Below are 14,432 nucleotides of genomic sequence, written 5' to 3'. Positions count from 1 at the left end.
GTGATCCGCCGGGGTGAACATCTCCGGGTCGTATGCGGCGGTGAGGCGGGTAGAGGCCGGGCATGGAGGTGCTGAGCAGCCGGATCCTGCTGCGGCCGAACGCTCTCGACCGCAGCCGCCGCTTCTACGCCGAGACACTCGGGCTGGCCGTCTACCGCGAGTTCGGCCCGCCCGACCATCCGGGTGTCGTGTTCTTCCTCGGCCAGGGATTCCTGGAGCTCTCCGGCAGCGGCAATGGCAGCGGCGGCGACGGCACGGACACGGGGGTGTCGCTCTGGCTGCAGGTGCGCGACGTGGTCGCCGAGGAGGAGCGGCTGCGGCGGACGGGAGTGACCGTCCTGCGCGAGGCCCGCACCGAGCCGTGGGGGCTCATCGAGGCGTGGATCGCCGATCCCGACGGCCACCGTATCGTGCTGGTGCAGGTGCCGCCCGGCCATCCCCTGCGCCGCGACCCGCGCTGACCCGGCTCAGTCGCCGAACTCCAGGTGCAGGGCCTGGGAGAAGTCGGCCACCGCCTCCTCGTGGCGGTCCAGCTCCTGCAGGATCTCGCCCCGCACCCGGTACGCCCAGATGTAGCGGGCGTCCAGCTCGATCGCCCGGTTCAGGTCCTTCAGCGCCGCCTCGTCGTCGCCCATCTCGCTCAGCACCGCACCCCGGCTGCCGTAGGCACGGTCGTTCTCCGGGTCCAGCTCCAGTGCGCGGTTCAGGTCGGCCAGTGCCTCGTCGTACTGGTCGGTCATGCGGTACGCCTCGCCCCTCCTGCTCAGCGCGCGCACGTACTCAGGGTCGGTCTCCAGCGCCTTCGTGTAGTCGTCGATGGCCTCGGTGTACAGGTTCATGCGCTGGTACAGGTCGCCGCGGGCCACCCATGAGTACGCCAGGTCCTCGTCCAAGGAGATGATCTTCGCGTGCTCGGCCAGGGCCTCGTCGAGCCGGTCCAGGTCCACCAGGGCGTCCGCCTTCGCCTCCAGGATCCACAACGAGCCGGGGGAGAGGGTGAGCGCGTGCTCGAAGTCGGCCATGGCGTCGTCGAGGCGGCCGAGCGCGGCGTAGGTCTGGCCCCGGGAGCCCAGGGCGTACGCGCTGTCCGGCTCCAGCTTCAGCGCCTCGTCGAAGTCCTCCAGCGCGGCATCGTAGCGTTCGATGACGCGATGGCTCTCGCCGCGCAGCCGCCAGGCGCGGGCGTTGTCCGGTGCCAGCGTGATCGACTCGGTCAGGTCCGCGATCGCGGCGTCGTGCCGCGACAAGGCGATGTACGACTCCGCGCGGCTGCGCAGCACCGACGCGCGCGACTGGGCGGCCGCCTCCGACAGCCCGGACTGTTCCTTGATCCCCTCGCTCATGGGAGGTAAATCTATCCGACTAGATCTGGATAATGGCCGCCTTCTCGCGGGTGAACTCGAGCACCGAGTCGTGGCCGTACCCGCTGTCCTTCACGCCGCCGAACGGGAGCCCCGGCGGCATCTGGCGGAAGGTGTTCACCCACACCGTGCCGCTGCGCAGATCGCGCACGAAGCGGTGCGCGCGGCCGAGGTCGCGCGTCCACACGCCGGCCGCCAGCCCGTACGGTGAGTCGTTCGCGAGGTCCAGCGCCTCCTCGTCCGACCCGAACGGGATGGCCACCGCCACCGGACCGAAGATCTCCTCCTGGCAGACGCGCAGCGCGTTGTCCGTGGTCGTGTAGAGGGTGGGCTCGACCCAGTAGCCGCCGGGCAGGCCGGGCACCACGTCGGCGCCGGTCCGGCCGCCGAAGACGCGTTCGGCACCCTCCTTCTCGGCCAGCTCGAGGTATGAGGTCACGCGCTCGTACTGGCCGGCGGAGACGATCGGTCCCATCGTGGTCCGCAGGTCGAGCGGGTCGTCCAGGACGAGACCCGCGCAGATGTGCTTGATGCGGCCGAGCATCTCGTCCCAGATCGAGTGGTGGACGAGGATGCGCGAGCCGGCCACGCACACCTGGCCGGCGTTGCCCGTGTACACGGAGTTCACGGTCACGCCCTGGGCCGCCGCGTCCAGATCGGCGTCGGGGAAGACGATGTTGGGCGATTTGCCGCCCAGCTCGAACGTCATCGGCTTCAGCGCGTCGGCGGAGGCGCGCGTGATCGCCTGGCCGGTGGCGGTCGATCCGGTGAGGCTGATCTTGCCGACGCCGCGGTGGCGCACCAGGGCGTCTCCGACGTCCTCGCCCAGGCCGCTGACGATGTTCAGGACGCCGGGCGGGAACACCTCCGCCAGCAGCTCGCCGAGCCGCAACACGGACGCGCTCGCCTGCTCTGCGGGTTTGACGATCACCGTGTTGCCGGCCGCCAGCGCGTAGGCGGCCTTGGCCGAGAAGGTCGAGATGGGGGAGTTCCACGGAATGATGCAGACCACCACGCCGTACGGCTCGCGCCGGGTCAGCCCGAGCGCGTCGGGGCCGAGGAGGACGGTGTCGCCCTTGACCGCGTCGAGGCACTGCCCGGCGGCGAGCTGCCACAGGTATGCCATGCCCGGCAGGTCCCGTTTGAGGGTGTCGCGCAGGATCCTGCCGTTGTCGCGGGTCTCCAGCCGGGCCAGTTCGTCGGCGTGGCGGCCGAACAGCTCGGAGACCTTGCGCAGGACGTGCGCCCTGGCTGCCGCGGGCAGGCTCGACCAGGCGGGGAACGCCCGCGTGGCCGCCGCCACGGCGGCCTGCGCCTCGGCGGCACCGCCTGCCGGGATGCGGGCCCACACCTCGCCGGTGGCCGGGTTGACCGAGTCGATCGTCCGGGTGGCGGCCACCAGCTCGCCCCCGATGAGATTCCGATAATCAGCCACGCGCCCAAGCATATGCTTGCTTGGATACGGAGACCAGCACGATGGAGGAAGGCACCTAATCCAAAGATCACGTAAAGCGCTCGAAACTGGACGCATTAGGTCGTCTCTGTCAGGGCAGAACGCCCCGCAGGGTGGTGGAGATGACAAAAAGATTGCTAGGCCGGCTGATGTACGGCAAACGGTACAACCGCGTTCCCTGGGGCCAACGGGTCTACGTCCGGCCCGGGGAGCGGCTGATCAGGGAGGTGCAGTGGAAGCGGCTGATCAGAAGCGCCCCGATCATGCCGCTGGCCGACTATGAGCGAAGCAGGCCGCTGGGCGAGATCGAGGAGTTCCTGGCCTGCATGATGTGCGGGGAGTCCCGCCAGCAGCCGCTCTTCGAGCCCACCGGAGGCAACGGCTGGCGCTATCACGTCGTCCGGTGCCCCTCCTGCGGCTTTCTCTACCGCAACCCGAACGTCCGCCCCGAACGCCTCGGCGACCTGTACGCCACCGGCTACAACGCGTTCCTGACCGGCAAGTACGCCGCCAACCGGCAGCGCCGCTACGACCTGACCATGAAGGCGTTCTCACCGGTCTTCGACGAGGGCAAGGAGCGGCGGTTGCTCGACTTCGGCTCGGGTGTCGGCCTGTTCCTGGAACTGGCCGAGCAGCGCGGGTTCGAGGCCTTCGGGGTGGACCTGTCGCCCGAGTCCGTCGCCCAGGCGAACGAGCGGCTGAGCAGGGCGAAAACCTTCCACGGCGCGCCCGAGGACGTGCCGGAGATCGCCGCGGGCGGGTTCGACGTGATCACCCTCTGGTCGGTGCTCGCGCACCTGCCCAGGCCGCTGGACGACTTCACGAAGTTCCGCAGCCTGCTCGCGCCCGGCGGGGTGCTGCTCATCCTGACCGTGAACGCCCGGTCGCTGCTGCTCAAGGCGTACGGGAACGCGTGGAGCGGTTTCACCAAGAACCACCTGATGTTCTACTCCTCCGAGACCGTGCCCACGCTGCTGCGCCGCACCGGCTTCGCGGGCGTCGCCTTCGCCCCGCACTACGGTGACACGATCGAGGCGGGCACCACCGCCCTGCCGGAGGACCTGCGCCGGCGGCTGCGCCGCAACGTGGAGCTGAGCGACGGCGGCAACATGATGCGCGTGCTGGCCTTCGCCGACGAGGAGGCGATCGGCCGCTGGGGCGGCGGCCCGCTTACGGTCCGCCGGTTCGGCACCTGAACCGCCCGCTCGGCCCCGCCGCACATCCACCGGCCGAACCCCGCGGCCCGGACGTGCCGCCCGGACCCACCGGCTGAATCGCGGCCCGGACGTGGCCCGGACCCGCGGGCTGAACCCCCCCGGCCCGGACGGGCCGTGCGGGGCCGCTCAGATCACCGGCACGCCCAGGTCGGCCGCGGGCCCGCCGGCCGGCCGCTTCAGCTCGGGGTCGAGCTGCTCGATCAGCCGCTGCACCAGCGCCGCCCGGCGCACCCGCTCGCGGCCCAGCTCTTTCGGCACCGCGCCGAGGTGCCCGCCCGACGGGTAGATGTTCGGTGCGTTCCGCAGCCCCATCTTGAGGTAGACCGGGGCCGCGGCGCGGACGATCTCGACCGCCTCGTAGAAGCGTACGAACCCGCCCTGGTCGTCGGGCACCTCCAGGTAGAGGTCGATCGGCAGCCGGGTGGCGGCCCTGATCTCGGCCAGGTGGGGCACGGTGAGGTCGGTGCCGACGTTGACCGTGGTCGCGCCCAGGCGCTCGTAGACCGCCGCGGTGGGCGCGTTCGTGAGCGGCATCAGCACGGACGTCTTCAGCACCAGGCCGGCCGGCAGCGTGCCGTCCTCCTTGAGCTCCCGCAGCACCTCCAGCACGCCCAGGTCGCCGACGAGCAGGCTGCGGATGCCCAGCGAGCAGGCCCGCAGCGCGTCGGCCACGCACGCCGCCACCACGGCGTTCCCGCGCGCCGCCGCGCTCACGGCCTGCGTCAGCTTGGCCTGCCCGCCCGTGTCCCAGGCGGCCCTCGGGCCGAGGAACAGGTTCACCTCCATGCCGCGCTCGGCGCCGATCCGCGCCATCCGCGTGATCTCGGCGTCGGTCAGCATCATCACACCGCTGCCCTGCGAGGTCCTGGCGACCGGCACGCCGAGCCTGTCGGCCTCCGCGACGACCGCCTCCAGCACCTCAGGCCCCTCGACGCTGGGGATCTCGAACCGGTAGGGGGCGCCGTCCGCGAACCGGGACGCCGAGGGGACGGCGGCCTGCACCACCGCGTGCCCGAGCCGGGCCATCAGCGCGTGCAGGTCGGCAAGGCTGGTCATCGGGGTCTCCTCCCGCGTAGCTCCGCGCCGGCCGGTGCCGCCCTGGTCTGTCCGCGGGTCCATGTGACCGGCCGCTCCATGGACGGGCGGCCGGTGCGCCGTGCCGGAAATCCCTGCCACGGTAGCTCACCTGCCGCGCGGGGGGCCGGAGCGTCCCGCAGCCCGGCCCTGCCTCTAAGATCGAGGCATGCTGCTGGCCCCTGGAGTGCACGTCGCCGTCACCGATCGGCACGGAGGGGTCAGCACCCCGCCCTACGGTTCGCGCAATCTCGGTGGCATGGTCGGCGACGATCCGGCGGCCGTGCGGGCCAACCGCGCGGCCCTGGCAGCCGAGCTGCGAGTGCGCGCCGTGGTCTTCATGCGCCAGGTCCACGGCACCGACGTCGCCTTCGTGAGCGAGCCGTTCGGCGACGAGCCGCCCGCGCTCGACGGCGTGTTCACCACCGAGCCGGGGCTGGCGCTGGCCTCGCTCGGGGCCGACTGCCCGGCGGTGCTGGTGGCCGACCCGGCGGCGCGCATGGTCGGCGCCGCGCATTCGGGCCGTCCGGGCACCGAAGCGGGCATCGCGACCGCGCTGGTGGAGGCGATGGCGGGCAAGGGCGCCGACCCCGCGCGGATGGTCGCGCTGATCGGGCCAGGCGCCTGCGGCCGCTGCTATGAGGTGCCGGCCGAGCTGCGCGGGCGGGTGGCGGGGAAGGTGCCGCAGACCTGGTCGACGACGTCGTGGCAGACGCCCGCGCTCGACCTGCGCGCCGGGATCGAGGCCCAGCTGCGTGAGGCGGGACTGGCGGACGTGCGCCATGACGCGCGCTGCACGATCGAGTCGGAGGAGCTCTATTCCCACCGCCGCGAGCAGCCCGGCGGCAGGTTCGCCGGGCTCATCTGGCTGGCCTAGCCCTTCTTCCGGGGGCCGTTGAAGATCGCGTTCACGATGATGATGCCGAGCCAGATCGGGATCAGATAGGACCCGCGGCTGTCTCCGGTCAGCACGATCGCGAGGGTGGCCAGCGTGCCCAGGCTCAGCGAGACGATCGCCAGGGCCAGCCGCTGCGCGTCGTTGGGGCCGGAAGCGCGGGCCGCCTGCTTGCCCTGCGGCGACTCGGCCAGGCGCTCGTCCACCCGCCGGTCGATCTCCTGGCCCATCTTGTCGAGGAACGACTCCACGACGGCGTCTTCGAAGTCAGGCCCGAGATCGCGGCGGGCGGATACGGCTGCCTTCAGCTCATCGCCAGTTGTCATGTATCGAGATATAACGGGATAGTCGGCTAGCGGGCAAGGATGTCATCGAGGTTGTAACTAACTGGACGCTCTAGCTGCTCGTACGTGCACGAATCGGGCGTGCGATCGGGCCGCCACCGCCGCCACTGCGCGGTGTGCCGGAACCGGTCGCCCTCCATCTGGTCGTAGGCCACCTCGATCACCAGCTCCGGCCGCAACGGGATGAAGAACAGATCCTTCTTGGCGTTCCACCGCGACACCGCGCCGGGCACCCGCTGCCCGCCCGTCGCGGGCCCGGCGGCAGGCTGGCCGGCGTTGGCCGCCGCCTGCTCGGCCCAGTGGCCCCACGGATGTTCGCTCAGGTCCGCGATGTAGGGCCTGAGCTCCTCGACCAGCTCGGCCCTGCGTGCCATGGGGAACGACGCCGCCACGCCCACGTGGTGCAGCCGGCCGTCGGCGGCGTAGAGGCCGAGCAGCAGCGACCCCACGATCGGCCCCGACTTGTGCTCGCGGTAGCCGCAGATGACGACGTCGGCCGTGCGCTCGTGCTTGACCTTGAACATCGTGCGCTTGTCGGGGATGTAGGGCTGGTCGCCCGGCTTGACGATGATGCCGTCGAGACCCGCGCCCTCGAACGTCTCGAACCACTCGTGTGCCTGCTCCTCGCTCGTCGTGACCGGGGTCAGCCGGATCGACCCGCCCTTCGCGGGGAAGAGGCCCTCCAGCCGGGTGCGGCGCTCGGAGAACGGCGCCTCCATCAGCGACTCGTCATCCAGCGCCAGCAGATCGAACGCGACGAACTGGGCCGGCGTGCGCTCCGACAACATCGTCACCCGCGACGTGGCGGGATGGATGCGCTGCTGCAACGCGTCGAAGTCGAGCTGCGAGCCCATCGGCAGGACGATCTCGCCGTCGACCACGCACCGGTCGGGCAACTCGGCTCTGGCCGCCTCGACCAGCTCGGGAAAATAGCGGGTGAACGGCCGCTCCTTGCGGCTGCCCAGATAGACCTCGTCGCCGTCGCGGAAGATGATGCAGCGGAAGCCGTCCCACTTCGGCTCGTAGAACAGCGTGCCGTCCTGCTTCGGCATGGCCTTGACCGGCTTGGCCAGCATCGGCGGCACCGGCGGGCGCACCGGCAGGCTGGGCACCGGCTCCGGCTCCTCGACCGGCACGGCGGTGACGGTGGGCCCGGTGGATCCAGTCGGCCCGGTGGATCCAGTCGGCCCGGCGGACCCAGTCGGCTCTGTGGGCTCGGTCATCGGCTCTGCTCCCTCGTGTATGTGCAGAAGAGGACCCCCTCCTCTTCCAGCACCTGGCTGAGATCGAGTGGGACCTGGGCGGGCTCGCCGTTGAGTATGCGGGCCGCGCCGCCCCCGACCAGCATCGGGCTGATCGACAGGCACAGCTCGTCGATCAGGCCGCAGGCCGAGAGCTGGGCGTTGACGCGGGGGCCGCCCTCGCACAGGACCCTGGTCAGCCCGCGCTGGTGCAGCTCGGACATGGCCAGCGGCAGGTCGACGCCGTCGTCGCCGGCGACGATGAGGTCGCAGTGCCTGGCTGCCTCCTTGCGCCGCTCGTGGGGCGCGGCCTCGCAGGTGATCACGATCGTCCGGCTGGGCGCGTCGGTGAACAACTCGGCGTCGAGGTCGAAGCCGAGGCTGCGGGTGACGACGGCGATGGGCGGCACCTCGGGCCGGCCCTCGCGGATCTCGGCCCACCAGTCGCGCGGCGGCACCGGGCCGTAGCCCTCGGTGCGGACGGTCGCGGCGCCCGCGACGATCACGTCGGCCAGCCCGCGCAGGGTTTGGAAGATCCGCCGGTCGCCCTTGCTCGACAACCCCCGTGAGCGGCCCTTCAGCCAGGCCGCGCCGTCGGTGCTGGCGACCATGTTGACGCGCAACCACGGCCGGTCGCCGGGGTATGCGTACGCCTGCACGATGTCCGGGTTGTCCTGTATGTCGGGATAGATGCGCCGCACTCCTCCACCTTGGCACACCCCACCGACATTCGGCCCCCTGGGGGAAGGGGGCGCCAGTCGACCGGGTGTCATGGATCGACGTACTGGCCGGCGTACGCCGCCGACGGCGCGATGGGGGTGATGACGTCGATGAGGACCCCGTTGGGATCGGCCACGATGAAGTGCCGCTGCCCGAAGTCCTCGCTGCGCAGTTCGAGTCCCGCGCCGATGACGAGCCGTTCCCCTTCGGCGTCCGCATTCTCCACCGCGAAGTTCAGCGGCAGCCCGCGATCAGGGACGCGATTCGCCTCGACGTCCCTGCCCCGCCGTGGTCGGCCGCTGAGGCCGTCAGGCGTTGCCGGTGCGCCGCGGCTGGCGGAGCACCTGGAGCGAGCGTGCCGTGACCGCCACCAGGTCGCCGGCCCGCCACTCGTCGGCGAAGGCGTCCTCCACCGTGTCGTGGTTGGTGTCGAGCACCGGCAGCCATCCTCCGCCGAACTCCTCGCCGGGCAGCGTGAACGACATGTTCTCGTGGTGAGCGTTGATCAGCAGCAGGAACGAGTCGTCCACGATCCGCTCGCCGCGCGGCCCAGGCTCGGTGATCGCCTCGCCGTTGAGATAGACCATCAGCGACTTGGCGTAGCCGATGTGCCAGTCGCCCGCCGTCATCTCGCGGCCGCCGGGGGTGAGCCAGACCAGGTCGCGCTTGCCGTTGTCGGGGTGGCGGCCGTGGAAGAACCTGCGGCGCTGGAAGACCGGATGCTCGCGGCGCAGCTTGGACAGCGCCCTGACGAAGTCGAGCAGCTCGTGCTCGGGCTGCAGCATCGACCAGTCGACCCAGGCCAGCTCGTTGTCCTGGCAGTAGGCGTTGTTGTTGCCGCGCTGGGTGCGGCCGATCTCGTCGCCGTGGGACAACATCGGCACACCCTGCGACAGGAACAGGGTGGCCAGGAAGTTGCGCCGCTGGCGGCGGCGGAGCGTGACGATCTTCGGATCCTCGACCGGGCCCTCTGCCCCGCAGTTCCACGAGCGGTTGTCGTTGGTGCCGTCGCGGTTGTCCTCGCCGTTGTCGGCGTTGTGCTTGTGGTCGTACGAGACCAGGTCGGTGAGGGTGAAGCCGTCGTGGCAGGTGACGAAGTTGATCGAGGCGACCGGGCGGCGGCCGGAGGACTCGTAGAGGTCGGCGGAGCCGGTCAGCCGGGAGGCGAACTCCGGCAGCGCGGAATGTGTGCCCCTCCAGAAATCCCGCACGATATCGCGGTATTTGCCGTTCCACTCCGTCCACAGCGGCGGGAAGTTCCCGACCTGGTAGCCCCCCGGCCCCACGTCCCATGGCTCGGCGATCAGCTTGACCTGCGAGATCACCGGATCCTGCTGGATCAGGTCGAAGAACGCGCTCAGCCGGTCGACGTCGTGCAGCTCCCTGGCCAGCGCGGAGGCCAGGTCGAAGCGGAACCCGTCGACGTGCATCTCCAGCACCCAGTAGCGCAGGGAGTCCATGATCAGCTGCAGGGCGTGCGGCGAGCGCACGTTCAGGGAGTTTCCACAGCCGGTGTAGTCGAGGTAGTAGCGCCGGTCGCCGTCGTGCAGCCGGTAGTAGGCGGCATTGTCGATGCCCCTGAATCCCAGGGTGGGGCCCATGTGGTCACCCTCGGCGGTGTGGTTGTAGACCACGTCGAGAATGACCTCGATGCCCGCTTCGTGCAGCGCCCGCACCATCGCCTTGAACTCCAGCACCTGCTCCCCCCGCGTGCCGCCGCCGGAGTAGCGGCCGTGCGGCGCGAGGTAGGCCATGGTGTTGTAGCCCCAGTAGTTCGTCAGCCCGCGCGCCACCAGGAAGTGCTCGGGGATGTAGTGGTGCACGGGCATCAGCTCGACCGCCGTCACCCCGATCGACAGCAGATGCTCGATGACCGCCGGATGCCCCACGGCCGCGTACGTGCCCCGCAGGTCGGGCGGCACGCCGGGGTGCCGCATGGTGAGCCCCCGCACGTGAGCTTCGTAGATCACGGTCTGGTGGTACGGCGTGCGCGGCGGCCGGTCGTTGCCCCACTCGAAGAACGGGTTGATCACGACGTTCTTCGGGAGGTAGGGGCCGCTGTCCTCGGTGTTGCGCCGGGAAGGATCGGTGAAGTAGTAGGGGAACAGCGCCTGGTTCCACGTCAGCTCGCCGTCGATGGCCTTGGTATAGGGGTCGAGCAGCAGCTTGGCGGGGTTGCACCGGTGGCCCTGTGACGGTTCGTACGGCCCGTGCACGCGGTAGCCGTAGCGCTGCCCCGGCTGGATGCCCGGCAGATAGCCATGCCAGACGAACCCGTCGACCTCGGGCAGGTCGACCCGCTCCTCGGTGCCGTCGTCGTGAAAAAGGCATAGCTCGACCCGGTCGGCGACCTCTGAGAACACCGAAAAGCTGGTGCCAACGCCGTCCCAGGTGGCGCCGAGTGGATAGGGCTCGCCCGGCCAGACCTCGCGCATGTGACCTGATTGTCGCACGTTGAAGCGGGCTTGGTCTTGCACTGAGCCGATCGCCCTTCGTACCGGGCCGGCCGCGCGCGTGCTCGCCGCCGGCCTTCCCGAGGCAGGAGCTAGAGAAGCTCGGCGTTGAGCGAGATCGTGGTGCCCGCCAGCGCCTTGCTGACCGGGCAGTTGGCCTTGGCCGTCTCGGCGGCCTGCTGGAACTGCTCGGCCGTGATGCCGGGGACGTGCCCCTTCACCGTGAGCACGATGCCCGTGATGCCCTCGCCGGGCTGGAACGTCACGTCGGCGCTGGTCTGCAGTGACGCGGGGGGCGTGCCGGCGCCGGCCAGCCCGTGGGAGAGCGCCATCGAGAAGCACGACGAGTGGGCGGCCGCGATGAGCTCCTCGGGCGAGGTCTTGCCGCCTGCCGCCTCGGCCCTGGACGGCCAGGAGATCTCGAAGGTGCCGACGCCCGATGAATCGAGCGAGACGCTGCCCGAGCCGTCGAGCAGAGCGCCCTTCCACTGGGTGGTGGCGGTGCGCGTGGTGGCCATGGTGGTGCTCCCTCCGTCGTGGATCTCCGAAGCTATCGCGCACCGGATCGTGCCCCGCGGAGGCGCGCACCGGCACGGGGACATTCGCCCGATATCCAGCTCTACGTTTCCTACGAATAGTGACATGCTCGGGTCGCGGCGCACGTGCCGCCTTGATCCGGATGTAAACGGGAGTGTGGTGCCAGTGGAGGCACCGTGCGACGACCGCGTGCTGCACCAGCGGGTGGTCGGCGGCGACGAGTCCGCCCTGGGGGAGATCTACGACCGGCTCTCCTCACTGATCTTCGGCCTCTCCCTCCGGGTCACCAGGGATCGGGTGATCGCCGAGGACATCACGCAGGAGGTGTTCCTGGTCTTCTGGGAACGTCCGCTGGCCTACGACCCGGAGCGCGGGTCCCTGCGTGCCTGGCTGGCCACGATCGCGCACCGGCGCGCGGTCGACCACGTGCGCGCGGAGGAACGGCGCCGGGTGTCGGCGCTGGGGCCGCGGTTGTTCGAACGCGACCCCGCCAGGCCGGAGGACACCGTGCTCGCCGCCGACGAGGCCGAGCGGGTGCGGCAGGCCGTGACGTCGTTACCCGGCAGCCTGCGGGAGGCACTCGAACTCGCCTATTTCGGCGGCAGGACCTACCGGCAGGTCGGCGAGGAACTCGGCATGCCCGAGGGCACGGCGAAATCGCGCATCCGGCTGGCGTTGCGGCGCCTGGCGGACGCGCTCGCGGAGGAAGAGGTGTGATGGACCCCGTCGAGCGTCTTTACCTGGACGCGCTGATGGCGGACCCGGCGGTGCCGGCCCACTCGTTGCGTCCCCAGCTCCTGGCCGGCGCGAGGGCCCGGCGCAGGCCCGCGGCGCCCACCGCCGCCTGGGCGGAACCGTACGCGGGCCGGGTCGCCGCCATGGACGCCCTGCTCGCCGAGGCGGCCGACGACGACTGGTCGCGCGTGATCGTCGAGGGCTGGACCCTGCAGGAACTCGTCGCCCACCTAGCCGCCAAGGACGGCCTGCTGGCCGCCTCCGTCGGTGCTCCCGTGCTCGGGCCGCCCGTCGACACGACCGACTCGCTGGCCCGTACCCGTGATCTGCAGGCGTACGAGCGGTCGCGCAGCTCCGAGCAGACGCGCAGGGACTGGCGCGCCCAGGCGGACGCGCTCTGCCGGCACCTGGCGGATCTGGATCCCGCGACGGCGGCCACCCTCGACGGCCTGGAGGCAGGGCTGGGCGACCACATTCTCGGCCGGAGCCTGGAGACCTGGATCCACACGGCCGACGCCGCAAGGACGGCCAGGGTCCGCCTGCCCGATCCGATCGCGGAGCACATCCACCCGACCGCCGACCTGTGCGCCCGCCTGCTGCCCTGGACGATGCTCCTCTCGGGGATGGACGGCGGCGCGGGACACACCCTGCACCTGACCTTGACGGGCGACGGCGGCGGCGAGTGGCGCATCCCCCTGGGCGCGGAGGAGACGACCCCGGGGACTCCCGACGTCAGCATCACGGCGGACGTGGTGGCGTTCTGCTTCCTGCTCGGCGGCAGGGGAGACCCGGTCGCCTTCCCGGCGGAGCTGGGCGGTGACCTCGCCCTGGCCAGGGACGTCCTGACCGCCGCACCCGCTCTGTCCGGCCCGTAGCCGGGCTCCTCCCGGTGATGCGGCCGGAGGCCTCGGTAGATCACCCTCGTGCCATGCCCCCTGGCGGGCAAACAACGGCGAAAACCTTGTTGAACGACCCCTCCTCCAGGGCCCTTTGATTTGACGCGTTGTTTGGGTTCATGGGGTTAAACGAGATTCCGTTCCTGGGTAAGTCTGCCTCTGTCCGGACACTCGATCATGATGGGTTTCGGATTTTCTGGGTCGATCTACCCATGAACGGAAAAGAATGCACGTGAATACAGAAAGTCGGCAACCGCGCGCGCCGAGAAAAAGGCGCATCATGTCAGTGGCTCTGGCCGGCGCGGCCGCCAGCGTCATGCTCCTTCCCGTGAGCCAGGGGATCGCCGGCGCGAGCGCAGGCGTTGCCGTCGTCCCCGCCGGGGTCGGGGTCGTCGCAGGAGAGAAGCCGGTGCTCGGGTGCAAGCGTCACTGCAACCGCTGGCCCAAGGGTCCCTGGTGGGGCGGTCACCATCACCACCACGACGACCACCACCATCACCATCGCAAGTTCCGTCACAAGCGCCACCATGACGACCAGCCGGTCCGGCCGCGGATCGTCGTGGTGACGCCGACGCCGACGCCGACGCCCACGCCGTCCCCGACGCCGACGAAGACCGAAGGGCCGCACGACAACGAGGGCGAGTTCGACTTCTTCGACTGGTGGCCGATCGACGACGAGTAGCGCCCGCGGTGGGCGGTGGCGTCACCGCCTCCCAAGGAAAGGACGAATGCCGTGGCCGGATGGCCGGCCGCGGCATTCGTCTATTTATCCGCTGAATGTGCCGGATAATACGGGCTCGGGGTGAAATATGGCCAAAGGCTGTTGCGAATCTGGTCGAACTCCATCATCCTGATTAATCCTTGGCGGGCGGCTCCGATCCAGGACCGGCCCGCCGCGCACGACGAGAGGGGGCCACATGACTGATGACGTGATGGAAGACGTGACGGGCCTGGCCGGGCTGCTGTACGAGTTCGGGCTGCTCAAGCGCTACAAGAGGACCGGGTGGCTGGTCGCGGGCGTACGCGACCCCGAGAGCATCGCCGAGCACTCGTTCCGCGCCGCCGTCATCGCGGGCATGATCGCCAAACTGGAGGGCGCCAATCCCGAGCGGGCCGCGTTCATGAGCCTGTTCCATGACACGCAGGAGACCCGCATCACCGACATCCCCTACATCGGCAAGCGCTACCTCAAGGCGGCCTCCAACGAGGACGTCACCGCCGACCAGGTGCGGGGCGTGTCCGCGGAGGTGGCGGACATGGTGGGCGACGCGGTGGCCGAGTACGAGGAGAAGGCGAGCCTCGAGGCCGTCTGCGCACGCGACGCCGACAAACTGGAGTGCCTCATCCAGGCGGTCGAATATCGGGAGCAGGGGCACCAGAACGTGCAGGGCTGGATCGACAGCTCGCTCGCCGCGATCAAGACCACGACGGGGAAGCGCCTGGCGGAGGAGGCGTTGAGCACGGGGACCCTGGAATGGGTGACCCGCGTGCTCAACGGCGACTGAC

At 70.3% G+C, this 14,432-nt stretch carries 16 protein-coding genes; 7 read left to right on the top strand and 9 right to left on the bottom strand.

The genetic code is table 11. The annotated features are described in order from the left end of the window. Positions 1–62: 62 nt before the first annotated feature. Entirely contained in the window at positions 63–461 is a 399-nt protein-coding gene (locus E1294_RS32040; protein WP_132514669.1) for a VOC family protein, read from the top strand. A gap of 6 nt (positions 462–467) precedes the next feature. Here the strand turns inward: E1294_RS32040 and E1294_RS32035 are convergent, their stop codons facing one another. Together E1294_RS32035 and E1294_RS32030 are read right to left on the bottom strand one after the other, a co-directional pair. Then, on the bottom strand, positions 468–1,343 hold the full coding sequence (locus E1294_RS32035; protein ID WP_132514667.1) for a tetratricopeptide repeat protein: 876 nt from the start codon (positions 1,341–1,343) through the stop codon (positions 468–470). A gap of 19 nt (positions 1,344–1,362) precedes the next feature. Further along, positions 1,363–2,796, bottom strand: a complete 1,434-nt coding sequence (locus tag E1294_RS32030; protein WP_132514665.1) for an aldehyde dehydrogenase family protein — start codon at positions 2,794–2,796, stop codon at positions 1,363–1,365. A gap of 140 nt (positions 2,797–2,936) precedes the next feature. On the opposite strand from E1294_RS32030, the gene E1294_RS32025 reads away from it, so the two are divergent. Next, complete coding sequence (locus E1294_RS32025; protein WP_132514663.1) at positions 2,937–4,010, top strand: class I SAM-dependent methyltransferase; 1,074 nt, start codon at positions 2,937–2,939, stop codon at positions 4,008–4,010. Positions 4,011–4,157: 147 nt separating this feature from the next. Here the strand turns inward: E1294_RS32025 and E1294_RS32020 are convergent, their stop codons facing one another. Beyond that, positions 4,158–5,087 (bottom strand): U32 family peptidase, encoded by a 930-nt coding sequence (locus E1294_RS32020; RefSeq protein WP_220448040.1) that lies wholly within the window; start codon positions 5,085–5,087, stop codon positions 4,158–4,160. 187 nt (positions 5,088–5,274) lie between these two features. Between E1294_RS32020 and pgeF the strand changes: the two genes are divergently transcribed. Then, positions 5,275–5,982 (top strand): peptidoglycan editing factor PgeF, encoded by a 708-nt coding sequence (gene pgeF, locus E1294_RS32015; protein ID WP_165977580.1) that lies wholly within the window; start codon positions 5,275–5,277, stop codon positions 5,980–5,982. On the opposite strand, the gene E1294_RS32010 is transcribed toward pgeF, so the two are convergent. The 6 genes from E1294_RS32010 to E1294_RS31985 all read right to left on the bottom strand — a co-directional run bounded on the left by E1294_RS32010 (position 5,979) and on the right by E1294_RS31985 (position 11,276). Next, the gene (locus E1294_RS32010) at positions 5,979–6,326 is read right to left on the bottom strand and encodes a hypothetical protein (RefSeq protein ID WP_132514661.1); all 348 of its coding nucleotides are present in this window, start codon (positions 6,324–6,326) and stop codon (positions 5,979–5,981) included. The genes pgeF and E1294_RS32010 overlap by 4 nt on opposite strands. Positions 6,327–6,352: 26 nt before the next feature. Continuing rightward, on the bottom strand, positions 6,353–7,567 hold the full coding sequence (locus E1294_RS32005) for an ATP-dependent DNA ligase (protein ID WP_132514659.1): 1,215 nt from the start codon (positions 7,565–7,567) through the stop codon (positions 6,353–6,355). Further along, positions 7,564–8,286: a pyrimidine reductase family protein gene (locus tag E1294_RS32000; protein WP_132514657.1), complete on the bottom strand. Its 723-nt coding sequence runs from the start codon at positions 8,284–8,286 to the stop codon at positions 7,564–7,566. The genes E1294_RS32005 and E1294_RS32000 overlap by 4 nt, the downstream gene beginning before the upstream one ends. Before the next feature lie 68 nt (positions 8,287–8,354). Further along, the gene (locus tag E1294_RS31995; RefSeq protein ID WP_425465240.1) at positions 8,355–8,531 is read right to left on the bottom strand and encodes a VOC family protein; all 177 of its coding nucleotides are present in this window, start codon (positions 8,529–8,531) and stop codon (positions 8,355–8,357) included. 82 nt (positions 8,532–8,613) lie between these two features. Next, on the bottom strand, positions 8,614–10,740 hold the full coding sequence (glgX, locus tag E1294_RS31990) for a glycogen debranching protein GlgX (RefSeq protein WP_132514655.1): 2,127 nt from the start codon (positions 10,738–10,740) through the stop codon (positions 8,614–8,616). A 110-nt stretch (positions 10,741–10,850) separates the two neighbouring features. Next, positions 10,851–11,276, bottom strand: a complete 426-nt coding sequence (locus E1294_RS31985; protein ID WP_132514653.1) for an OsmC family peroxiredoxin — start codon at positions 11,274–11,276, stop codon at positions 10,851–10,853. 178 nt (positions 11,277–11,454) lie between these two features. Here E1294_RS31985 and E1294_RS31980 point away from each other — a divergent pair, with 178 nt between their 5' ends. The 4 genes from E1294_RS31980 to E1294_RS31965 all read left to right on the top strand — a co-directional run bounded on the left by E1294_RS31980 (position 11,455) and on the right by E1294_RS31965 (position 14,431). After that, complete coding sequence (locus E1294_RS31980) at positions 11,455–12,012, top strand: sigma-70 family RNA polymerase sigma factor (protein WP_220448039.1); 558 nt, start codon at positions 11,455–11,457, stop codon at positions 12,010–12,012. Further along, entirely contained in the window at positions 12,012–12,905 is an 894-nt protein-coding gene (locus E1294_RS31975; protein WP_132514649.1) for a maleylpyruvate isomerase family mycothiol-dependent enzyme, read from the top strand. The genes E1294_RS31980 and E1294_RS31975 overlap by 1 nt, the downstream gene beginning before the upstream one ends. Before the next feature lie 301 nt (positions 12,906–13,206). Continuing rightward, a complete protein-coding gene (locus E1294_RS31970; protein ID WP_132514647.1) occupies positions 13,207–13,608 on the top strand; it encodes a hypothetical protein in 402 nt (133 codons plus the stop codon). A gap of 235 nt (positions 13,609–13,843) precedes the next feature. Further along, positions 13,844–14,431, top strand: coding sequence for an HD domain-containing protein (locus E1294_RS31965; protein WP_181958586.1), 588 nt, complete (start codon positions 13,844–13,846; stop codon positions 14,429–14,431). Position 14,432 lies beyond the last annotated feature (1 nt).

Origin of the sequence: Nonomuraea diastatica (genome assembly GCF_004349015.1) — a bacterium.
GTDB lineage: Bacteria > Actinomycetota > Actinomycetes > Streptosporangiales > Streptosporangiaceae > Nonomuraea > Nonomuraea diastatica.
Note: the sequence above shows the minus strand (reverse complement) of the source record. Positions and strands in the feature narration are given on the sequence as shown.